This is a genomic window from Ruegeria sp. YTSC106 (genome assembly GCF_059609765.1).
In genome coordinates this window covers 48,492-69,863 of the sequence record NZ_JBXWMI010000016.1, presented here as the reverse complement: position 1 = coordinate 69,863, position 21,372 = coordinate 48,492, and the positions used below count along the sequence as shown (strand labels likewise).

Genomic DNA, 21,372 nt, shown 5'->3' with positions numbered 1-21,372 from the left:
ACCAGTCACTGTGTAAGAACCAACTTTACCACGATTTTCCCCGCACCATCGCACGGATGCCGCGCATTGCCCTGCGGGCCGTGAGATAGGGCCCGCCGCGTCCGGCAAGATGTGCCTGCCAACGGGTGATGTTGTTGAAGTAGAACATCTCGAGCCGGGGCAGGTCATGGATATCATCCTCCGCTTTGGCCACGCCCAGCCTTGTACCGACCGAGGTGTCGTAATGCTGCGCAATCTGTCTGAGAATGCTAGAGTTCGACGCGCCATAAGGCGGTGCGAAATGCCGGGTGGGCTGGCCAAGCCGGGCTGCAATGTCCTGACCGGATCCGCTGACTTCCTCTTCCAGCATGAGCGCATCCAGCGTGGTGAGATCGGGATGAGTGACACTATGCGCGCCAAAACAGACCCCTTCTGCTGCCAGCGCCTCGACCTTGTCCCAGCCCATCAAGGGGCGGGGCGGGATGTTGCCCCCGGCCCAGCTGTCGCTGCCACCCATCAGGCCCGAGGGCAGATAGACGATCGGGCAGAAATCGTGATCGCGCAGGATCGGCCATGCGGTGTCGGCGAAATCCTGGAACCCGTCATCGAAACTGATGATGACCACACGGGGGCCGGGCGGGTTGGCCAGCGCGTCCGGCGTGACCACCGGCAGGCCGGATGCCGCCAGCGCCTGCATCTGTGCCGCAAAGACGTCGGGTGCAATCGAGGTTGGCCCCGGTGCGTCCGAGATCGAATGATACATCAGGATATCGGCCTGCCAGGCGGGCATGGGTCAGTCTTCCACCACATGGGTGGCAAAGACCTCGCGATAGCTGTTCCATTTCGCGCGGTCGACATTGCCCTTGTCGTCGATGCAATCCGCCGCGCCATAGGCCATGGCAAAGGCGTGGTGCGTATTGTCGTGGGCGAACAGGCCCTGCCGTCCAAATACGAGCAATCCGTCCAGATCCGAGAGCCACCGATCGACCGTATCGAACCGGTCTTCATAGCCTACATCGTAGACCGGATAGGCATGGCTCAGCCGCCGGGTTTCGCAACGGCGCACCGGCACGGTGACCGGCAGGCCCAGCTGACCCAGCCATTTGGTGAACTCCTGCCCCAGTTCCTCGTCGGACATGGACCACCATTCCTCATCCGGGTCGCAGGGCAGTTCGGCGCACAGCACGGTGACGCCCTTGGGTTCGCCGCTGGCGTTATAGTTCTTGGGCTCCGACATGCGGCTGATCGGGATCGACAGTTCCGGGAAGTAATGGGCATCGAACTCGGTGAACTGGTCGGTCTCCAGCACCAGGTACAGCAGGATCATGCCCCGGAACCGGATCGCGCGGGCGGCCTCGACCACCTCTGCCGGAGGGTCGCTGATCAAGCGCGTCAGCCCGGTCAGCGGGATGGTCGACAGGATCAGATCGCCGGTCATGTGTCGTTCGCCATCTTCGTTGCGGATCGTCAACCCGGTGATGCGGTTGCCGTCCCGTTCGATGGCGGTGATTTCGGTGTTGAACAGGAAGGTGGCGCCGTTGGCTTCGGCACTGTTGCGCATCGCGTCCGAGATTTGCCCGAACCCCTTGCGCGGATAAAAGAACCGACCCGCCGTTTCGCTGCGCAGCCCCGGCAGCAGGCGCAGCATCTTCATCAGGATCTTGCCGACCGAGCCACTGCCGACCCGGCGCTCGGCCAGTTTCACCGCCAACTTGTCCGGGTCCAGACCCCACAGCTTGCGCACGTATGGGAAATAGAAATTGTCCGAAATCGTCGGGCCCAGCCCGTCATAAAGCACGGTCGAGAATGTCTCGGGGCCTGTGCTTTTCTTGCGGAAGGGTTTCAGCACCATGTCGCCGATCAGCGACGCGGCAAAGGGTTTGGGCAGGCGCATCAGCGCGTCGGTCAGTTTCAGCGGAAAGTGAATCCATTTGCCGCCCAGCCGGATGCGCCCATGGCGTGGGCGCAGCAGCAGATCGTCCCCCAGCAGCGCTTTCACATCGGCCAGAACCTCGGGCTCTGCGGCCGGATGAAACCGGTGCGAGCCATAATCGCAGATCACGCCCTCAATCGGGAATGAGGCCGAATTGCCACCCGCACTGGGCGCGCGTTCGATCACGGTCACTTTGGCCTGCCCGGTCAGGGCATGTGCCGCGGCCAGACCGGCAGGTCCGGCACCGAGGATAATGATTTCAGGCTTGTCGCCGCCGTTGGGTTGGGAAACATCCGTCACTTGCACTCTTCCTTTTGGGAATTTGCCGGGGCGCTGAACCGCATTCCGGACATGGTCAGAACCAGCGCGCCAAACCCGCCCGCTGTAAACAACACAACCTGCCAGACCAGCCCGGCGGCCACGACAGCCGGAGCGCTGGCGCCGAAGGGGGCCAGGAAACCGGCCAATGTGGCCTCGCGCAGGCCCAGCCCGTTCAGCGATACCGGCAGCACGGCAATGATCTTGGCCAGTGGCCAGGCAAAGATCCATGGCCCGGCGGCCACATCGACACCCGCCGCCAGGGCCAGCCACCAGGCCAGCAGGACCAGCAGCAACTGGATCAGCACAGATGCGATGAAAGCGACTGCCAGCGTGCCGGGTTTGCGGCCCATCCCGACCAGTGCATCGGCCAGACGATGGGCAAAGCCCTTGCCGGGCAGAGAGGGGACATAGCGCCAGGGCAGGGGCAGCAGGCGCGGTAATGCAACCATACCCGCCAGTGCGGCCAACAGGATCAGCACCACTGGCCAGATCATATGCCCGCCCGCCGCGCTTTCCCACGTCAGCACCAGACCCAGACAGGACAAAGTTAACAGCGCCACCATGTCAATCAGCCGGTCCACAGTCGCGCCCGCAACAACCTGCGCGCCGTCTTTCATTGCGGCTTGCGCCAGACCGGCCCGCACCGTATCGCCACCAATCGCCCCGGGCAGGCACAGGTTGGCCGCCAGACCGGCAAAATGGGCCCGGATGGCCAGCAGGGGTGGAACCCCTCGGTTCAGCAGCAGCCACCATTTCAGGGCCGCGCCGACATGGGCCAACAGGAACAGAACAAACACGGACAGGAAAACCCAGATCGGGATCGCCTTCAGCGCTGCCACGATTGCATCAATTGGAAGGATCCAGAACAGGATCGCCAGCACCAAAACCGATCCGGCCAGCCGGATCAGCCAGCGCCGTTGATTTGGGTCGGAAAGCAGCTTGCCGCTCATGTCACGGTCTGAGATGCAGCCGCGAGATCATGTCGGCGATCAGCCCCAGCGACCAGATCATGATCGCCGCCAGAAACGAGAACACCGCCGTTTCGCTGAGATTCCAGTAGAACATGTCGATAATGAACTTCACCGTGCCCAACGTGAAAAATGCCAGACCCAGCGGAATGAATACCCGCAGCGGATTGAAGAGCGTGCTGATGCGCAGGATCAGGATGATGAAGTTCAGGAAATCAATCGGACGGATTTTCGATTTGCCCACCCGTTTTCCGTATTCGATGGGCGTATAGATCATCCTTTTACCATTCGACGTCATGCACAGCGTGATCGTGGTGGTGAACGAAAAGTTCTGCGGCAGCAGCGGCAGGAATGGGATCAACTCGGATTTGCGGAATACGCGCAGGCCCGAGTTCAGATCGTTGATCTTGCGCTCCGCCAGGAACGACGCAAAGGCAAACAGGAATTTTTTGGCAGGCCGCCGCAACAGCGGCACGTTCTTCATCGCTGCACCCCGGTCGCCCACCACCATGTCCTGATCGCGGCACATGGCCAGCATGCCCGGCAGATAGCGCGCAGGGTATGTGCTGTCGGCATCCAGAATGGCCACATATTCATGCTGCGCCATCCGCACGCCGCGCTTGAGACTGGCGCCATAGCCGGAATTGACGTCGTTGAAGGTAACGGTGGCACCGCTGGCCTCGGCCTCGGCGCGGGTATTGTCCTGGCTTGCATCGTCCACCACGATAATTTCGTAAGGGATATTCAGCGGCTCAAGATGGGCGCGCACATCCTCGACGGTGTGACGTACTGCATTTTCCTCGTTATAGGCGGGGATGACCACGCTCAGGCTCATGCCGGCGGTTTCCGATGCGATCAGCTCTTCGGGTGTGGTGCTGTTCGTCTCCATCGGCTCTGCGACTTTGTTCATGAAAATGAAAACCTTTTATTCACTTAATAGTCCCAGCCCCAGCCCCCGCTGCAAGATTTGCGTGGCGCATGGAACGTAACGGGCATAATTCCCTGTATTGCGTATAGTATTCGAACACGTACAGACTGAACATAGACAATAAATTTGACCAAATTCGACCGTTAAGGCGTCAAGTTTGTAATTACGTATACTGCACGCAGCAGGTGCAAGTGTTTGAGGCATGTGCCGCCTGGAACATGGCGGGGTGCGGGCAGCAGGAAGGAAACGGATGTCAGGGCGGCAGAGTTTCAGCAGCGGAGTTGCCTGGATGTCGGCTGGTATCTGGGTCGAACAGGCGTTCAACTTCATCATTTTTGCCATTCTTGCCCGTATTTTAGGGGTCGAAGCCTTTGGCCTGCTGGCGATGGTTGCGGCCTTTGTGCTGTTTTCCGAATTTCTGGTGCGCGAAACGATTTCCGACATTCTGCTGACCCGTGATGCGCTGTCACCAGAGCGGCTGAATTTGGTTTTCTGGTTGCTGGCGCTGCTCGGGGGGGTGTTGACAATTGCGCTTTATCTGGGCGCAGGGCTGGTCTCGAAATTCTACAATGAGCCGATTGCGGGCGAATTGTTGATAGGATTGTCCCCAACAGTGCTGATGATTTCGCTGACGGCAGTGCCTGTGGCGATCCTGCGCCGGGAAATGCAGTTCCGTGTTCTGGCCATCCGTGCAGCGCTCGGCGCGGCGGCCGGAGGGGTTGTGGGAATTGGCATGGCGCTGGCGGGATACGGCGTCTGGAGTCTGGTCGGCCAGCGGTTGGCGATGACGGCCATCAATATCGTGATGGCCTGGGGCGCGGTGTCCTGGCGTCCGGCTCTTCACGCGTCGCGGGATCACATGCGCATGATTTTGCATTTCAGCCACCGGATTCTGGGCCTGCGCGCGGCGGAACTGGCGGCGGTGCAATCCCCCGCAGTGATCATCGGCGCGATGCTGGGACCGGTGCAGGCGGGGTATTATGCAATTGCCTGGCGGGTGATCGAGACGGCCTCGTTCCTCATGATCACGCCGCTGCGCACGGTGGCGCAACCCGCCTTTGGAGCAGCGGCGCGCGATGGAGGTCAAGCGGCGGATCTGCTGATCGAGGTCATGCGCCTGACCGGGTTTCTGGCTTTTCCCGCCTTTGCCGGTCTGGCGGTTCTGTCCGAACCGGCGCTGGTCTTGCTGTTTGGTCAGAAATGGGCTCCGGCGGCTCCGGTCCTGAGCCTGATGTCAGTGTTCGGCATGTATTTGTGCGCCGAAAAAGTGCAGCAGACCTTCTGTCTGGCGGCGGGCCAGGCCGGGCGTCTCGCGATCCTGTCCTGGGTTGAGGTGACGCTGGCGGCGGCAGCGATTGTGGTGCTGGCCCCTTATGGCTTGCCGGTTGTCACAGCCGGTTTTGTAGCGGTCTTTCTGCTGATCTGGCCGCTTAAATTCGCCAATCTGGGCCATATTGCAAAGCTGCCCGGCTCGGCTTTGATGCGGCAGCATCTCGCACCGTTTCTGCTATCTGCAGGAATGGCTCTCGCAGTGTTTGGAATTGCGCGGCAACTGGACGGGATGTCTCAGGTTTTGCGTCTGCTGATCGGCACTGCGACCGGAATTGTTGTTTATTGTCTGTTGGCTGCTTTGTTTTTGCGCGACAGGTTGCGTCTGCTGATCGCAATGGTGCGCAGGAAAGAGGAAGCAGGTCCCGAGATTGACCCGCAAGAGGTCAGTGGATAGCACATATTAATGCGCTACCCATCCTGGTTGATGAGCGGGACAGGCAGCTACCAAATCGGTGCGCCGAGGCGGAAATTGACAGTCTTTTCCCCGCCGTCGGATTTTTTGAGGTGAGCGGTGATATTGTTCTCCGTCTCCGAAGGGAGCAGCTCAAAACTGGCGATGGCCCTGTTACCGTTCTGTGTGAATTTGACCGCCTGCACCTCATCGCCATTAATCGTGATCGCTGCAGCCTGAACATCAGGCTCACCGATCCGAAGTTGGATATCAAGGGCGGTGTCGCGCCGGAGTGGGGCATCCATAATCAACCGGGCAACCGACGGTGGGGTGTCAATTGCAAAAGCTCTGGTTCTGTCGTGGGAATTGGGGCCAAAACGGTAATACGCGGTAAACAGAATTCCCGCCAATAACAAAAGATAGCCCCACCGGGTCCATCCCATACCACGCCAGATGCGCCTAAGTGGGCCATTTTGTGTGGCATCAGGGGCAATTCTGGTCGCGAAAATCAGGGCGCCTGTAAGGGCAAGGCCGGTGGCAATCAGGCCGAGAATAATCCATAGCGCCATCGAGAACGCGCCGCCCCAGGTTCCGAAATGTAGCATATCCATCAAGGGCTTCCAATAGGTGAACCCTCCAATATCATCCGGCGTAAATGCCCCTAAAACGTCAAGCGTGACAGGATCTATGAACACGCTGCCTGGTCCGAAAAAGCCTGAATGGCCATCCAGGTTTCCGGAAAAGTTTATACTATCGGTCTTCTTGTCTGGCAGGAATACAAGGAACGGATCAAACCCTGGCAGCGCTTCCCGGGCCCGGGCTTCTGCCTGGCCGATAAAGGTCGCGTCAAGATTGGCGGGCAGAGCTGCATCGCGGGGAACGGGAGGCTTGGGGTGTGGTCTGGTGCCGTCGAGTCCCAGACTGCCCAACAGGAAATAGAAGCTGGTCAAAGCGGTCAAAAACAGCAGCGGCGCGGCCCAGAGGGCCGTCAGTCGATGCATGCTGCCAGCCCAGGACCTAATGCCGGCTGCGCGGCCAGGCCAGCGGAAAAATCCTTTCCAGAAGCGCCTATAGGTAATGAGGCCGCTGACAAGCTGAAACAAAAGCACGACCGACATGGCGCAGACCAGCATGAATACGATCCGCTGTTCGGTCAGGAACGTGTCGTGAAGATCGCGCAGGATGTTGCGAAAGCCCAATGGTCGTGTTTCCGCGACAACCGCGCCAGTGGTGGGGTCGGTCCAAAAGCTGACTTTTTCTCCCCAGCCTGTGTGGGCTGCCGTACGGTCCACGAACCAGGGGGCCGGTCGCTTATGGATGATAAAGATGCGACTTTCAGGGTGGGTCTCTTTGATACTGCCATAAATTTCGCCGAAGCTGGCGTTGCGTTCTTCCTTGGTGGCGGTGGTCCAGATTGCCGTACGACCAACCGATTCAAGTTCGAAACCGGCAACAAGCAATGTGCCGGTCAGAAACATGAATGCGAAGAAAAGCGACAGATGCAGTCCCAGCCAAGTGTGGAGTTTGAAAAGTGAATTGCGGATTTTGCGGTTCATCTGAATGTTTATCTGTCTACAATGTCTGGGAGCACTAAGCCGAGTAATCGTGCTGGAAACAATGGTAAGATAGCCTTGTCGTAGAAGAGGAGCGAATTGGGCTTTTGATGTTGCGATGAGCACACGTTATTTCATGATATACCCGCAGGTTAGGTGTTGTGCGAATCCCGAACTTCGCGGGATGATATAATTATACCCGGGTATTGTTGGGGTAAGCGGTGCTGTTTGATGTTAAATAGAGCTATGAAAACAATTTCCATTGTCTCGCCATGCTTCAATGAAGAAGACAACGTGGCGAATTGTTATGAAACCGTAAAGTCGATTTTCGACAAGGAACTGCCGGGCTACAGGCGCGAGCATATTTTCATCGACAATGCCTCCACGGACCGGACCGTGGATATCCTGCGCGAGATCGCCGCAAAGGATCCGGACCTGAAAGTGGTAGTCAATGCCCGCAATTTCGGGGTGTTCCGGTCAACCTTCAACGGGTTGCGCTATGCCACTGGTGACGGGGTTGTTGTCATGCTGCCTGTTGACCTGCAAGACCCGCCCGAGCTGATCCCGGAGTTCGTCGAGTTGTGGGAAAGCGGCTATGACGTGGTGGCCGGCGCCCGCAGTACCCGAGAGGAGGGGTTCGTGATGCGTAATGCGCGCGGTCTTTTCTATCGGATCGTCAATGGCCTGTCGGATGTCTGGCTGGAACCATCGGTCGGAGAGTTTCAGCTGATTGACCGCAAAGTGCTTGAAGCGGTTTTGGCCCACAATGACCACTACCCTTATATCCGCGGCATCATTGCCAGCTGCGGCTTCCGCCGGATCATCAAACCTTATGTCTGGCAGGCGCGGAAAAGCGGCTTGACCAAGCACAGCTTGATGGCGCTGACCGATCAGGCGCTGAATGCTATTTTTTCTTTCACGCGTGCCCCGATGCGGTTCTGCACGATCAGCGGACTGGTGATTGCGGCCGGCTGTATTCTGTTTTCGCTCATTTCCGCGGTTTTGTTTTTCTTTAATCCCGATCAGGCGCCGCGCGGGACGACAACCATCATCGTATCCCTGTTTTTCCTGTCAGGTATCCAGATGCTGTTTATTGGAATGTTGGGGGAATACATCACCTCGATCCACAATCAGGTACGCGGCGGCCCCATCGTGACCGAGCAGGAACGCATCAACATTGAAGGTCCTGCGCGGGACCCGGCACTGACTAGAGACGAGCGTCTGGCATGATTGCCGGTTTGAGCCGCGGCAAATGGTGCGGCCTTGCGCTTGTGATGGCGCTCTGCGCCAGCCCGGCCTGGGCTGTTGACGCACCGGTTACCAATGCAACTCTGTCCGAGCTGCGCGTATGGTTTGGGTGCATGGTGGTGGCCTCGGTGTTTTTTCTGGGCTTCTTCTGGCTGCGTGGTCAGGTTCTGTTTGGCATTCTGAGTGCAATGGCTCTCTTGGGCGTTGCAGCCCGGCTGTGGCTGACGCAACCGCTTTGGTTTCCACGCCTTGAGATCTCTGTGGACCCGCCTGAGAACCTGATCATGCTGGCGATACTGGCGATGCAGGCGGCGGTGATCGGCGTTGTTCTCATACGGCCTGCAGGGCGCGCAGCCATCGGCGGTCTTTTCGCCAAAGCGGGGATATTTCACCTGTTTCTGCTGATGGTTCTGGTCGCGGTTTTCAGCCTGTCGGCAACTCCTTATATCGCCTATGGCTATCATGTAGCCTATGGCTTGCAGATCGGTGTTGGCGGTGTGTTGTCACTGGTTCAACTGGCCACGCTATTGGCCATGTTTGTTGTCGTAGGGCCTGATCACATGCCGCGTATCCCGGCGGCTGGTTTGGCGGTGTTTGCGACTTTAGTCAGCGCCATACTGGCTTGGACGGCGTTCGATCGGGTGCCCCATGTCGAGGATGAGCTGGCCTATCTTTTTCAGGCACGGACCTTTGCGGCTGGCACGCTCTGGGCTCCGGCCCCGCCCGAAGCGGCACACCCCGCGCTGGAATATTATCTTCTCGAAATACATGAGGGCAAATGGACCAGTGTTCCGGCACAGGGCTGGGCCATCGTTTTGAGCCTTGGGGTGCTGGTCGGGGCGCCATGGGTGATCAATCCGATCCTGACCGGGATATCGGTTTGGTTGGCCCATGACATTGTCCGCCGGGCAATCAGCCGGGAACGCGCGGATATGGTCGCGTTGCTTATGGCAACCTCACCCTGGGTGCTGGCTGTTGGGGCCACGCTGATGAACCACGCGCTTATGTTGGTGACGATCTTACTGGCCTGGTGGTGTTTGATCCGGGCCGGAGAGGGGTCTGCCCGCCGGGCGGTATTCCTGGCATTTGCCGCCGGGTTGGCCTTGGGATGGGGATTTGTCACCCGACCGTTGGACGGGCTGATCGTGGGTGGTCTGACAGGCCTGTGGGTGCTTCGCCGATTGCCTGCCGGGATCGGGCAAGTGCTTGCCTGTGGTGTCGGGGGCATCCTGTCCGGGTCTGTCGTTTTTCTGGTCAATCACGCGATCACGGGCGATCCGTTGTTGACCGCACAAGCCGACTATCTCAGCCGTCTGTGGCCGGACACGCAAAACGCATTTGGATTTGGGGAGAATGTGGGCCCGCCCGCCCAGAGCTGGGGCGCGCTGGATATCTGGATCGGTCACAGTCCTGCCGAAGCCGTGTTGAACCTGATCAATGCGATTGCCTCGCTTAACCTCGAACTTCTGGGCTGGACATTCGGATCTCTGGTTCCGTTCTGGATCGTCTTTATCTGGCGCAAAAAGCTGACCGGGTTTGACCGTGCGATGCTGGTGATCTTTGCTGCCCTCGTGGCAGTTCTGTTCTTCTATTGGTTTACAGGCACCTTCTACCTCGGACCGCGCTATTGGCACACGGCATTGCTGCCTATCCTGGTTTTGTCCGCGGCTGGGATCGAGGCGATCAATGACCGATTGCCCGAGCAGTATCGCGGCCGCCTGCATTGTGTCGTTCTGTTGCTCTGCGCCATTTCGGTTGTCAGCTTCACATCCTGGCGCGGTGTTTCGAAATATGACGGATATGGTGGGTATAGCGGTGACATCAGGCGACAGGTTGAAGCCGCTGATCTGGGCAATGCGTTGGTTTTTGTTTCGACAAAGGGGGATATAGGGTCTGCGCTTTATCTCAACGATCCGTTCCTGCCACAGAATAAACCGATCTTCCTCAATGATCTGGGGCCGGATCAGAACGCCGACATTATCGCTGCCTTCCCCGGACGCGAGGTTGTTTACCTGAGCGACGCAGACTGATAGGCCCCGGGTCAGTCGGGTTTTCCCGAGCGCAATTACTCAGCAGCGTGCTGGTTTTCGGCGGCCACAAAGTTGCGTCTGAAATCATTGGCAAACATCGTGCGCGTGAACCGGCCCAACCCCGAGGCATGCTCGCCAAAGGTGTCGATCCGGGACAGCAGGGTCGTTTTCACACGAGGATCGACCTGCGTCTGGAACTCACGTGGGGTGTCAAACTGATAATCACGCAAGGAGCCTTCATACCCCGAATTTCGCCAGGCCTCGACATCGAATGACGAACTCCAGACCGGTTCATGCTCCAGACTCTGTGAAAAGGGAGCATGCAGCATCACGGCGCTGTAATAGTTGATGATCGTATCAAGCATCGCATGCGCTTCGTGATCACCTTCATCCAGCAGGTCCGAGATGGCCCGCTTCAGGAAAATAAGCGCTTCGTCCAGTACAATGAACCGGCCAATCATCGAGTATTTGCTGAGCAGATTGCCCCCCAGTTCACCGCTGATCAGGTCATCGTAATTGTCCTGCGCCCAGGCCACGCAATCGGCGCGGGTTTCAAACAGCTCAGCCTGGTTCTCTTCTAGATAACCAGCCAATGCATTGCGGAACGGCTCCGGTGCCTGATCCAGAATCTTTTGCATATGCTTGATGATCTGGAACGGTCGGATGTCCAGAGAACGCGCCAGCCGGAAGGCTTCTTCGAAATTGTTTTCATAATAGAAGATCGTCAGAAGCAGATGGAAAACACGGGTGTCCAGATAATCTTGGAACGAAAAATTCTCGGACTGGACCACCATTTCCTCGGTCTCGACCACGGTTGGGCCGTTATATTTGCCCAGGCATCGGGCTACGACCCGGTGCAGGGTCTTGAACCCGAATTTCTCGCGGCTGTCAGGATTGGCCAGTGGCGCGCCATGCAGCAGCATCAATTGGTGTGCCGCCACCCGGCTGACACCGGTTTCGATCAGCTTGTCGACCGCATCCATAAAGGATTCCTTGGTCTCACCAGGCATGCACAGGATCAGCTCGCCATAGGATTGCATACCCTTTGAATGAAGTTCCTGCTGCACCTCGGTATAAGTATCCAGGCTGATGTTGTCGCGTTTGATGTTCTTCAGAACTACCGGATTCAGGGACTGGACCGACGAGGTCATTGGCAGCCGGCCCTTGGCCTTGCGCATCACCTTGATGATCCGGTCGCCGCGGTTCTTGCCCGTGGTTGTCCGGATGTATTTGGGCCAGTCGTATTTATCCATCAGATGGCCCAGATAGTCGGCCACTTCTTCGTCCTGCACATACATGCCGAAATTATCGTCAGCAAAACACAAGGGGCTGGCATGGTTGATGCGGGCCACGATGTAATCCAGATCGGCCTTAGTACGCTCGAACGAATGGCGGAAAACTTTCGAGTTCGATTTGACCGCCGAGTTGCAGAAGGCACAGGTGAACGGACAGCCGCGGGCCAGCTGCATCAGTGCAAACAGGCCGGTATCAAAGAACTTGTCCATCAGCCCGGCAAGATAGGGTGACGGGATTTCGTCCAGATCGCGGATGCGGGGTGGTTCCTCCCCGCGCAGGATCTCTCCGGTTTTTGGGTGCACGTAAAGCGCGCCATCGACGGCCTCTTCCCACATGCCTTCGCGGCGGGCGCCAACATCGATGAACCGTTGCAGTGTACTGAGGAATGCGCGCTCGCCTTCATAGGTGGGGCCGCGCACATGCATGTCGATCTGTGGCATGGTCCGGATCCAGCTGTCCTGTTCTTCTTCGGTCAGTGGAAAATTGGGGCCGCCCATGAGGGTCAGAACATTGGGATTGATCGCCTTGACGTAATCCGCAAAGGACAAGGCCAGGTGGTGGTTCCAGGAATAGCTTGAGAAACCAATGATGTCGGGTACCGCCGCATCAATGGCTGCCTTCAATTCCTGAGGGTCGCGGAAGATTGCAACCTCCAACGGTGTCGGGCTTTTGGCATAGGTTTTGGCAAAAGTAGCAAGATTGCCGACACCCAGCGGATAGGTGTCCGACGTAGCGGTAACGAGGTTATGGCCGAGATCGGCAAGGTAAAGACGCATTAGTTAACTATCCTCGCGGTACAGTTCTTATGTCAAATTTTAGGCTCCACGGTCGGTTTGGACTTCGATGGCCAATGTGCCGGATTGTTATTTTTAATCATCTTCAAACACTCTGCTGCCAGGGGAAGTGACCCGTCAACACCTTGGAGATCATGATGAAGGCCAGGATGGCGGTGGGCAAAACAAGTAACCCCTGCGCGATGATCGGTTGCAGACCAGCGGACAGAAAACCCTCAAGCGAAAGGGCGTTGAACGCGTAGACGAACAGATAGGACAGCACGTAATAGGGCAAACGCCCAAATCCCTTGGTGTCGAAGACAAGCCGGGCGTGGGTCATGAAGTTCCACAAAACTCCACCGGAAAACGAAATCGCCAGTGCGGCTTGCGGTGGTAGGCCTGACAGGCTGAGGCCGGTAAACAGAGCATAGCCAAACGCCGTATTCAGTACGCCGACCAAAGCGAAGCGCATGAATGATTTCTTTCGGGGAATAAGCAGCTTTTTCATACGTGGGGCCCTTCTGTACAAAGAATGTCCGCCACCCCTGAGACGATATCATGTTGCGGGGTAAATCCGGCTTCGTTCCGCAGCCGGGTTACATCCGCTGCCAGCCGGTCGGGATCATTTGCCGCGCGGGAGATAGCCCCCAGCCGGATCAGGTCAGGGTGATGCATCTGGTTTGCGACCTCTTCAATCAATTGCCGGACCGGGACGGCGGTGCCGCTTGCTATATTGATCGCGCCGGTGACATTGGTTTCCAGCAAAAGCGCCAGCGCGCGCGCCAGATCATCGACATGCAGGAAATCCCGTTCCTGTCGTCCATCGGTGCAATCTACGGGCTCACCCATCTTCAGATTTGAAATCAGATCGCCAAACAACCGGCCCGGTGGTTCATCCGGTCCGTAGACAAAGAAGATGCGGGCCCAGGCCAGAGACAAGCCAAGCGCATCCTGGCCTGCGCACAGCGCCAGACCGGTCCCAGCCTTTGCGGCCCCGTACAGGGTCCGGGGCCGCAAAGGTGTTGCTTCGGTCAGGTCCGGCACCGACCAGTCATATTCGGCACAGCTTCCGGCGCAGATCACACGCCGCCCGCCGATGCGCGCAAACTCCCGCACCAAGTGCAGCGTGGCGGCCATCCAATCCAGATTGGCCGGGGAAGCCCAGCGGTCGCGTGGCCCGTCATGCCAGGCCAGATGAACCAGATGGCTGGCGCGGGTTGTTTCAAGGGCTGTCGTGGTGGCGCCGGGGTCCAGCAGATCACAGGGGATGTCGCTTGCCGGGTTGCGGCCCAGCGTCACCACCTCATGGCCCGCCTGTGTCAGAGCAGGAACCGTCGCGCGTCCGATCAATCCGGTTGCGCCGGTCAGCAGAACCCGTGCCATCAGCTGATCCTGACTTCCGGCACGGCGGTCACGAACCGTACCTTCAGGTCGGACAGTTGTCCTATGACCTCATCCCGGATGTTCCAGGGCAGGATCAGTACGTAATCCGGCGGCGCCTCGCGCAGGGCTTCGACCCCATGCACGGGGATATGGCTGCCGGGCAGCAGCGTGTTCTGCTTGGCCGGGTTGCGGTCGACGCAGTAAGAGATCAGATCGGGGCCGATCCCGGCATAGTTCAGCAGCGTATTGCCCTTGGCAGCGGCACCGTAGGCGGCAACCGTGTCGCCCCGCGCCTTTGTTTCACGCAGGAAGGCAAGCAACCCATCGCGCAGCGCTTCGACCTGAGTGGTGAAGTTCATGTAACCTTCAGGCCGGTCGAACTGTGCCGCAGTCTCGTCCGCGCGGACCTTGGCCAAGCCAGGCCCTTTGGGGTGGCTGGCCCCTTCAAGGCAGGCATAAACCCGCAGCGATCCGCCATGGGTCGGCAGCTCTTCGACGTCGAAGACGCGCAAACCCGCCTTGGCAAAGATTGTCTCGACCGCCAGCAGCGACAGATAGGAATAATGTTCGTGATAGATCGTGTCGAACTGCACGCTTTTGATCAGGTTCAGAAGGTGCGGGAATTCAACTGTATAGACCGCGTCCCCCGTCAGCAGTGTGGCGATGCCGGCAACGAAATCGTTGATATCAGGCACATGCGCCAGCACATTGGCCGAGGCAATCAGGGCCGGGGGTTTCTCGACCGCAGCAACCTTTCGGGCCAGCGCCTCGCCGAAATAATCGACCAGCGTGCGCACACCCCTTTCCTGTGCCGCCGCCGCCACATTGCCTGAAGGTTCGATCCCCAGAACCGGGATGCCTTTTTCAACGAAATACTGCAGCAGATATCCGTCATTCGAGGCGATCTCGATCACCAGATCATCCGGCCCGAGATCGAACCGGTCGACCATTTTTTCCACGTAATCCCGGCAATGGGCCAGCCAGCTGTCCGAGAAGCTGGAGAAATAGGCGTAATCGGTCGAAAAAATCTCTTCCGCCGGTACGACATCATCCACCTGAACCAACCAGCATTCGGTGCAGACGCGGGCGTGCAATGGATAGACCGGGTCCGGTTTGTCCGCTTTCGCGGGGTCGACATAGGAATTGGCCAGAGGGGACAGTCCGAGATCGACAAGCGTCATCTCAAGGTCCGCGCCGCAATGGCGGCAGGTGGGATGGGTCGTGCTGGTCATACCTGTCTCATGCTCAGTGTTTCGAATTCGGCAATCTGGGCGTGGCACAGCTCGGTTACCGGAGTGCCGCGGGCCCAGCCCGCATACCAGTCTGCCGTCAGCCTGACGGTGTCGTCAAAACTCAGGACCGGGCGCCAGCCAAGCAGTGCACGCGCCTGCGATACATCCAGCCGAAGCATCTTGGCCTCATGCGGCGTATCCGCCGGGGTGTCGATATCGATCCGGCCCTGCCCAAGCGCCTTGATGACCGCCTGGGCTACATCCAGAACCGGGCGTTCATCGTCACGTTCGGGGCCAAAATTCCAGCCCGCTGCGAAGGCGGCGTCCTGTTCGAGCTTCTGGGCCAGCATCATGTACCCCCTGAGAGGTTCCAGAACATGTTGCCAGGGTCGGATTGCGCCGGGATAGCGTAATATGACGCGTCCTTCATCGCTCAGACAGCCGCGCACGATATCGGGAACCAAACGGTCTTCGGCCCAGTCGCCACCGCCAATGACATTGCCCGCGCGTGCGCTGGCAATCCGGGCCGGATGTGGATCGGCAGCATCCGGTGAATAATAGCTGCGCCGCATTGCTGCGACTGCTATTTCGGTCGCACCCTTCGATGCGGAATACGGATCATGCCCGCCCATCGGGTCGGTTTCGCGATAGCCCCAGACCTGTTCGACATTCTCGTAGGCCTTGTCCGAGGTTGCCACCACCACCGCGCGCAGGCTCGGGGCTGCACGCAGTGCGTCCAAAAGCTGAACCGTGCCCAGAACATTGGTGGCGAAGGTCTCAACCGGAGTGCGATAGGAGCGCCGGACCAGGGATTGCGCCGCCAGATGAAAGACGAATTCAGGGTCGGTTTCCGCGATGATCCGGTCCAGGGCCGCGCGATCATTCAGGTCGCCGGTGACCGACCTTATTTTGCGCTGATCCAGCAATGTCCAGAGATTGGGTTTCGTTTCGGGGGCAAGGGCGTATCCGGCGACTTCTGCACCAGCCTCGGCCAGCCAGGCAGCCAGCCAGGCGCCTTTGAAGCCGGTATGCCCGGTTACAAGCACCCTGCGTCCGGAAAACGCGCTCGCACTCATTCCCAAATTTTCCACGGCGCATTGCCTGTGGCCCAGTGTTCTTCCAGTTCCTGGCGTTCGCGAATAGTGTCCATGGGCTGCCAAAAGCCTTTATGTTCAAAGGCCATCAGCTCGCCATCGCGCGTCAGGTTCATCAGGGGGCTGCGTTCCCAGGCGGTATCGTCGCCGTCAATGTAATCGCCCACTTTGGGGGACAGCACAAAAAACCCGCCATTGATCAGCCCACCATCCCCGACGGGTTTTTCAGAGAAATTCAGGACCTGATTGCTCTGCAGCTCGAGCTGGCCGAAGCGGCGGGGCGGAGGAACTGCCGTGACGGTTGCGAGCTTGCCATGCGCCCGGTGAAAATCGATCCCGGCCCGAATGTCGATATCACCAACACCGTCGCCATAGGTCAGGCAGAACGCTTCTTCATCCTTGAGCAGATGCATGACCCGGCGAAGTCGCCCACCAGTCTGGCTGTTGTCTCCGGTGTCGATCAATGTCACGCGCCACGGTTCTGACTTGCTATTTGCAATTTCAAGACTGCCATTGGCCAGGTCGATCGTAACGTCCGAGTTGTGCAGAAAGAAATTCGCGAAGAATTCCTTGATGACATAACCTTTGTATCCCAGGCAGACGATGAAATCAGTGACGCCATGGGCCGCGTAGATTTTCATGATATGCCAGATGATAGGCTTACCACCGATCTCGACCATGGGTTTTGGAATCTTGACGGTTTCTTCACTGAGCCGCGTGCCTAAGCCGCCGGCCAGAATAACGCACTTCATGAAATTGCTCCCTCGTTAACAACGAGACTGGCTACCAATACACTCGTCTTAACCCGGATCTGGGTATCCGGGTTATTGCAAACATTCGCACGCATTAGGACGACAGCGCCGCCACCCTGTCAAGATTCACAAAGCCACGAGTCGTGAGGCACTGAATTTCCTGTTGCTCTGGCGCCCAATCATGCACAATGGGGAGAAAGAGACGATATTGTTGACGCGCCCTTTCAGCCGGGCAATCCAGTGAAGAACATCACAGAGATAGCGCTCAAAAGAGCTCACATTCAGGGCCGTACATGTTGTATCAGAATTGCGCGGACCAAATGCACATTTCACACCTGCGGGAAATTTTGACAAAGCTATACCGGTCGAAAAACATCGTTACGATTCAAATTATTGGAAAAAGCGCATGCGGTTTAGGACTGTATAGGAGACAGAGGTTTTTACCAATTCTGAACCGGTTTTCGACACAGGCGATCTGGTTCGCATCTGCCCCCTCTCTCTGTGGGATGGACAGCGGGTGCGGTTCGTCTAATCAGGGCGCCGATTTTCTGTACGGAAGGCCGGGCTTCAAAACTCAGGCCCTCTGTTTAAGGGGCTGACAGGATTTTGTTGTGAATCCCGGATAACCTCTTGTAGCCTTAGGTAAGTGTTTTGGTATGGGTGTTAGTCATTTGAAAAAAGATATTGTTCCCGTTGTAGTCATCGGTGGCGGCCCAGCCGGGCTGACAGCCGCCTATGAACTGCAAAAATTGAGCGGCACACATGCTCTCCGGGTCTTTGAAGCTTCGGATATGGTGGGCGGCATTTCCCGAACTGAAACGCATAAAGGGTACCGCTTTGACATAGGCGGGCACCGGTTTTTCACCAAGGTGCGTGAGGTCGAGGACATGTGGCATGAGGTGATGGGCGATGATTTCATCACCGTGCAACGCTTGAGCCGCATCTTCTACCGCAACAAGTTTTATGATTATCCGCTGCGGATCTTCAACGCTTTGGGCAATATCGGCCCTTACGAGACCTACAAGATCATCGGTAGCTTCATCAAATGGAAGCTGCGGCCCAAACCGCAGGAAGACACGTTCGAAGAATGGGTGATCAATCGCTTTGGCGGACGGCTCTACATGCATTTCTTCCACAGCTACACCAAGAAGGTCTGGGGTATTCCACCGTCGGAAATCCGGGCCGACTGGGCCGCGCAGCGGATCAAGAACCTGTCCCTGCCCAAGGCGGTCTGGAATGCGATTTCGGGTGCCAATGATACGGCCAGCCTGATCGAGGAATTCCAATATCCCCGCCTGGGCCCTGGCATGATGTGGGAAAAGACCCGCGATCTGATCCAGGAAAAGGGCGGTTCGGTCGAAACCCGTTCCGAAGTGGTGAAGGTGAACCGCGATGGCAACCGCGTCACGTCGATTGATGTGCGTCATTGGGACGAAAACGGTGACAAAACAACCGAACGGGTCGAGGGTGAGGAATTCATCAATTCGATGGCCGTGCGCGATCTGATCCATTCCTTTGATCCACCACCACCGCCCGAGGTGGTCGAGGCTGCCGATCGCCTGAAGTATCGCGATTTCCTGATCGTGACCCTGATCCTGGATCACGCCGATCCGTTCCCGGACAACTGGATTTACATCCACAGTCCCAAGGTGAAGGTCGGTCGCATTCAGAATTTCCGCGCTTGGTCCAAGGAAATGCTACCCGACCAGAATACTGCCTCGATCGGGATGGAGTATTTCTGCCAGAAGGGTGACGGGCTTTGGTCCTCCTCCGACGAGGATCTCAAACACCTCGCCAGTGAGGAACTTGAAAAGCTTGATCTGGCCAAAGCCAGTGATGTCATCGATTGTGCGGTTATCCGGCAACCCAAGGCCTATCCGGTCTATGACAGCGAATACAAAGAGGCACTGGGCACGGTCAGTGACTGGCTGAAGACGCTGGAAAACTTCCAGACCGTGGGTCGCAATGGTCTACACCGCTATAACAATCAGGATCATTCGATGCTGTCGGCGATGTATGCCGCCCGCAATATCATGGGCGAGAACTACGACGTCTGGGACGTGAATGTGGAACGCTCCTACCATGAAGAGTTTGAAGCCAACCCCAAGAAAACGGCTGCGCCAAAAAAAACTTTCGTAAAAGCACGGCGCTCTGATCCTTAGCCAGGGACTGCGGTGCTTGTGGGTTTGTTTCTGATTGACGGGTTGGGATGATATGTGTCCGGCCAGATGATGACGTGGTCGCGTAATCTGGCAACTTCCCGACCTTCGTCCTGATGGTCCAGTCCGCATCGTAGCCAAACTTCGGCCAGCAAAAGCCGCAACCGAAGGTCCGGGGCCGTTTCGGTGATGACGTCGTGCATTTGGGTCCGGGTCAGGCCGATCAGGTCCCGCAGATGGGCGTTCCTGAAGTATTCAGGACGAATTTCCAGTCGCTGGAATACCGTCGTCTGTGTCGCGTTCTTGATACGGGGGCTCAGGTTGCGCGGGGCATAACGATTGGCGACTTCTTCAACGACCCATTTGTTGCGAACAAACGGATGAGCGTTCCCGAAGGCAAAGGGCGAAAGCCGGAGTTTATGCCGGGTCGGAAGATTGACGGAAAACCGGGCTAATCGGGTATCCAAAAACGGAAGCCGCACTTCGATACCTGCGGCCATGCCCATCGTGTCATTGAGATGCAAAAGCTCTGACAGCGGATGGCGCATGCGATCCAGCGTCCATTGTCTGCCGTGATCTCTGGGGTTTTGTGGCGATGCGTTGTGATGGCAGGAGATCTCCTGCGGCTCCCTCTGTTTTGCATGGTCATACACCAGCTTTTTTGCGCGCTTCGTAGTCAGGATGGACCCTATGCCCGACATTGCCTGCACCCGGCGCATCAGCCGTCTGTATCCATCGTTCAAACGCTTTCGCCCAAACCGGGGATTTCCGAGGAACAATTCTTCTGCGCCTGCACCAGAAATCAGACCTTTCATTCCGGAATCAGTTGCAAGCCGGGCCGCCATCATCAGTGGCGTGCAATTTGCAGGTTCTGAGGGGGGGCGTTCATAGTGCCGAATGACTCGGGGAAGCATGTCAATAAAATCGCACTCATCGACATCGGTAACGTGCAACTCCAGTTTAAGACTTCTGGCCAGGTTGCGAGCCGCATCAACTTCACTGCGTTCACCTTTCACATTGGCATGGAACAACGGCAGGTTTTGATGTTGTGCTGCTGCTATGGCAGCAATCAGTGACGAATCCACACCGCCTGAACAAAAAGCCCCAACAGGCGATTCGGCGAACAAATGCGCGGCCAAGGATTTGTGCATCAGATCCGCAAACTCATCGACAATTTCGGGCGTGGGCAAGCCGTCAAGCCGGGTCATTTCATCGGGGTCGAAGAAATCGTTCAATCGGAAGAAAGATGAAATCTTGATCTTGTCCGGCCCGTCAAACTGCAGGCAAGTCCCTGGGGCCAGGCTCTGGATGCCATTATAGAAGGTCTGACCCGGATCCGGTTCTCCGGAATTCAACAGATGAGCTGTTACCGAGTTGATGTCCGGCTGTAATGTCATCCACGGCTCGAACGCCTTTATTTCCGAAGCAAACAGAAAGGCGCGGCCTTCTTTGGTCGGGCTCTGGACCCAATAAAGCGGCTTCATTCCGAAGCGATCCCTTGCCAGCAGAACCTGCCGCATGCTTCGATCAACAAAAGCAAGTCCAAACATGCCTTCGAACCGGATCAGTGCGTTCGAACCCCATTGGATCAGACTGTGTAAAACAACCTCGGTATCGGAAGTTGTCCGGAAGGAAATTCCCAGTGCTTCCAACTCAGACCGCAAGGACCTGAAGTTGTAGACTTCACCAGTGTAGGCAAGGGTGTAACGGCCCGTTGGGTCCTTGAAAGGCTGATCCGACCGTATATCGGTATCGACAAGGGACAGGCGTTGGTGCGCCAAGCCAAGGCCGGGTTCTGTCAGAATATGGCTGGCATCCGGGCCGCGATAACGTATGGAAAACGCGCTTTTGCGCAGCCGCAGATTGTCAGGGGTTTGTGCTGCATCCTCTGGGAAGATACCAAACAGGCCACACATTCGGAACTCCGGTATTACAGTAGGTTAGCGAGGCAAAACCCGCCATATCAGATTCTGATCGCTTTCGACGGCGGGTCAGATGCA

Annotated in this window: 16 protein-coding genes; 4 read left to right on the top strand and 12 right to left on the bottom strand. The window is 57.5% G+C overall.

Features of this window, described 5'->3' with window-relative positions; all coding sequences use genetic code 11:
- Positions 1 to 25: 25 nt before the first annotated feature.
- From AC2FEB_RS18900 to AC2FEB_RS18885, 4 genes are read right to left on the bottom strand one after another with little or no spacing between them, the layout of a single operon-like run.
- The gene (locus tag AC2FEB_RS18900) at positions 26 to 769 is read right to left on the bottom strand and encodes a polysaccharide deacetylase family protein (RefSeq protein WP_496884304.1); all 744 of its coding nucleotides are present in this window, start codon (positions 767 to 769) and stop codon (positions 26 to 28) included.
- Between the two features lie 3 nt (positions 770 to 772).
- The gene (locus AC2FEB_RS18895; RefSeq protein ID WP_496884303.1) at positions 773 to 2,212 is read right to left on the bottom strand and encodes a protoporphyrinogen/coproporphyrinogen oxidase; all 1,440 of its coding nucleotides are present in this window, start codon (positions 2,210 to 2,212) and stop codon (positions 773 to 775) included.
- Complete coding sequence (locus AC2FEB_RS18890; RefSeq protein WP_496884302.1) at positions 2,209 to 3,183, bottom strand: lysylphosphatidylglycerol synthase transmembrane domain-containing protein; 975 nt, start codon at positions 3,181 to 3,183, stop codon at positions 2,209 to 2,211. Before AC2FEB_RS18890 ends, AC2FEB_RS18895 begins: the two co-directional genes overlap by 4 nt.
- A gap of 1 nt (position 3,184) precedes the next feature.
- On the bottom strand, positions 3,185 to 4,111 hold the full coding sequence (locus AC2FEB_RS18885) for a glycosyltransferase family 2 protein (protein WP_496884301.1): 927 nt from the start codon (positions 4,109 to 4,111) through the stop codon (positions 3,185 to 3,187).
- A gap of 307 nt (positions 4,112 to 4,418) precedes the next feature.
- Here AC2FEB_RS18885 and AC2FEB_RS18880 point away from each other — a divergent pair, with 307 nt between their 5' ends.
- A complete protein-coding gene (locus AC2FEB_RS18880) occupies positions 4,419 to 5,855 on the top strand; it encodes an oligosaccharide flippase family protein (protein ID WP_496884300.1) in 1,437 nt (478 codons plus the stop codon).
- A gap of 47 nt (positions 5,856 to 5,902) precedes the next feature.
- On the opposite strand, the gene AC2FEB_RS18875 is transcribed toward AC2FEB_RS18880, so the two are convergent.
- Positions 5,903 to 7,330 carry a PepSY-associated TM helix domain-containing protein gene (locus AC2FEB_RS18875; protein ID WP_496884321.1) on the bottom strand — a complete coding sequence of 476 codons (1,428 nt, stop codon included), beginning with the start codon at positions 7,328 to 7,330 and terminating at the stop codon, positions 5,903 to 5,905.
- A gap of 321 nt (positions 7,331 to 7,651) precedes the next feature.
- On the opposite strand from AC2FEB_RS18875, the gene AC2FEB_RS18870 reads away from it, so the two are divergent.
- Both AC2FEB_RS18870 and AC2FEB_RS18865 read left to right on the top strand, forming a co-directional pair.
- The gene (locus AC2FEB_RS18870; RefSeq protein WP_496884299.1) at positions 7,652 to 8,635 is read left to right on the top strand and encodes a glycosyltransferase family 2 protein; all 984 of its coding nucleotides are present in this window, start codon (positions 7,652 to 7,654) and stop codon (positions 8,633 to 8,635) included.
- The gene (locus AC2FEB_RS18865) at positions 8,632 to 10,683 is read left to right on the top strand and encodes a glycosyltransferase family 39 protein (protein ID WP_496884298.1); all 2,052 of its coding nucleotides are present in this window, start codon (positions 8,632 to 8,634) and stop codon (positions 10,681 to 10,683) included. Before AC2FEB_RS18870 ends, AC2FEB_RS18865 begins: the two co-directional genes overlap by 4 nt.
- Before the next feature lie 35 nt (positions 10,684 to 10,718).
- On the opposite strand, the gene AC2FEB_RS18860 is transcribed toward AC2FEB_RS18865, so the two are convergent.
- The 6 genes from AC2FEB_RS18860 to rfbF form a co-directional block, all read right to left on the bottom strand.
- A complete protein-coding gene (locus AC2FEB_RS18860; RefSeq protein WP_496884297.1) occupies positions 10,719 to 12,755 on the bottom strand; it encodes a B12-binding domain-containing radical SAM protein in 2,037 nt (678 codons plus the stop codon).
- A 103-nt stretch (positions 12,756 to 12,858) separates the two neighbouring features.
- Positions 12,859 to 13,260 carry a GtrA family protein gene (locus AC2FEB_RS18855; RefSeq protein WP_496884296.1) on the bottom strand — a complete coding sequence of 134 codons (402 nt, stop codon included), beginning with the start codon at positions 13,258 to 13,260 and terminating at the stop codon, positions 12,859 to 12,861.
- Positions 13,257 to 14,135 carry an NAD-dependent epimerase/dehydratase family protein gene (locus AC2FEB_RS18850; RefSeq protein WP_496884295.1) on the bottom strand — a complete coding sequence of 293 codons (879 nt, stop codon included), beginning with the start codon at positions 14,133 to 14,135 and terminating at the stop codon, positions 13,257 to 13,259. Before AC2FEB_RS18850 ends, AC2FEB_RS18855 begins: the two co-directional genes overlap by 4 nt.
- On the bottom strand, positions 14,135 to 15,367 hold the full coding sequence (locus AC2FEB_RS18845) for a methyltransferase domain-containing protein (RefSeq protein ID WP_496884294.1): 1,233 nt from the start codon (positions 15,365 to 15,367) through the stop codon (positions 14,135 to 14,137). The genes AC2FEB_RS18850 and AC2FEB_RS18845 overlap by 1 nt, the downstream gene beginning before the upstream one ends.
- Entirely contained in the window at positions 15,364 to 16,443 is a 1,080-nt protein-coding gene (gene rfbG, locus AC2FEB_RS18840; RefSeq protein ID WP_496884293.1) for a CDP-glucose 4,6-dehydratase, read from the bottom strand. Before rfbG ends, AC2FEB_RS18845 begins: the two co-directional genes overlap by 4 nt.
- Positions 16,440 to 17,213, bottom strand: coding sequence for a glucose-1-phosphate cytidylyltransferase (gene rfbF / locus AC2FEB_RS18835; RefSeq protein WP_496884292.1), 774 nt, complete (start codon positions 17,211 to 17,213; stop codon positions 16,440 to 16,442). The genes rfbG and rfbF overlap by 4 nt, the downstream gene beginning before the upstream one ends.
- Before the next feature lie 671 nt (positions 17,214 to 17,884).
- Here rfbF and AC2FEB_RS18830 point away from each other — a divergent pair.
- Positions 17,885 to 19,375 carry an NAD(P)/FAD-dependent oxidoreductase gene (locus AC2FEB_RS18830; protein ID WP_496884291.1) on the top strand — a complete coding sequence of 497 codons (1,491 nt, stop codon included), beginning with the start codon at positions 17,885 to 17,887 and terminating at the stop codon, positions 19,373 to 19,375.
- Here the strand turns inward: AC2FEB_RS18830 and asnB are convergent.
- Positions 19,372 to 21,288 carry an asparagine synthase (glutamine-hydrolyzing) gene (gene asnB, locus AC2FEB_RS18825; RefSeq protein ID WP_496884290.1) on the bottom strand — a complete coding sequence of 639 codons (1,917 nt, stop codon included), beginning with the start codon at positions 21,286 to 21,288 and terminating at the stop codon, positions 19,372 to 19,374. The genes AC2FEB_RS18830 and asnB overlap by 4 nt on opposite strands.
- Between the last annotated feature and the right edge of the window lie 84 nt (positions 21,289 to 21,372).

Bases quoted from the DNA above. Each gene is read 5' to 3' on its own strand.
- AC2FEB_RS18875 (WP_496884321.1), bottom strand. From the start codon at position 7,330: ATGTTTCTGACCGGCACATTGCTTGTTGCCGGTTTCGAACTTGAATCG.
- AC2FEB_RS18860 (WP_496884297.1), bottom strand. From the start codon at position 12,755: ATGCGTCTTTACCTTGCCGATCTCGGCCATAACCTCGTTACCGCTACG.
- AC2FEB_RS18855 (WP_496884296.1), bottom strand. From the start codon at position 13,260: ATGAAAAAGCTGCTTATTCCCCGAAAGAAATCATTCATGCGCTTCGCT.
- AC2FEB_RS18885 (WP_496884301.1), bottom strand. From the start codon at position 4,111: ATGAACAAAGTCGCAGAGCCGATGGAGACGAACAGCACCACACCCGAA.
- AC2FEB_RS18900 (WP_496884304.1), bottom strand. From the start codon at position 769: ATGCCCGCCTGGCAGGCCGATATCCTGATGTATCATTCGATCTCGGAC.
- AC2FEB_RS18865 (WP_496884298.1), top strand. From the start codon at position 8,632: ATGATTGCCGGTTTGAGCCGCGGCAAATGGTGCGGCCTTGCGCTTGTG.
- rfbF (WP_496884292.1), bottom strand. From the start codon at position 17,213: ATGAAGTGCGTTATTCTGGCCGGCGGCTTAGGCACGCGGCTCAGTGAA.
- AC2FEB_RS18845 (WP_496884294.1), bottom strand. From the start codon at position 15,367: ATGACCAGCACGACCCATCCCACCTGCCGCCATTGCGGCGCGGACCTT.
- rfbG (WP_496884293.1), bottom strand. From the start codon at position 16,443: ATGAGTGCGAGCGCGTTTTCCGGACGCAGGGTGCTTGTAACCGGGCAT.
- AC2FEB_RS18870 (WP_496884299.1), top strand. From the start codon at position 7,652: ATGAAAACAATTTCCATTGTCTCGCCATGCTTCAATGAAGAAGACAAC.
- asnB (WP_496884290.1), bottom strand. From the start codon at position 21,288: ATGTGTGGCCTGTTTGGTATCTTCCCAGAGGATGCAGCACAAACCCCT.
- AC2FEB_RS18850 (WP_496884295.1), bottom strand. From the start codon at position 14,135: ATGGCACGGGTTCTGCTGACCGGCGCAACCGGATTGATCGGACGCGCG.
- AC2FEB_RS18890 (WP_496884302.1), bottom strand. From the start codon at position 3,183: ATGAGCGGCAAGCTGCTTTCCGACCCAAATCAACGGCGCTGGCTGATC.
- AC2FEB_RS18880 (WP_496884300.1), top strand. From the start codon at position 4,419: ATGTCGGCTGGTATCTGGGTCGAACAGGCGTTCAACTTCATCATTTTT.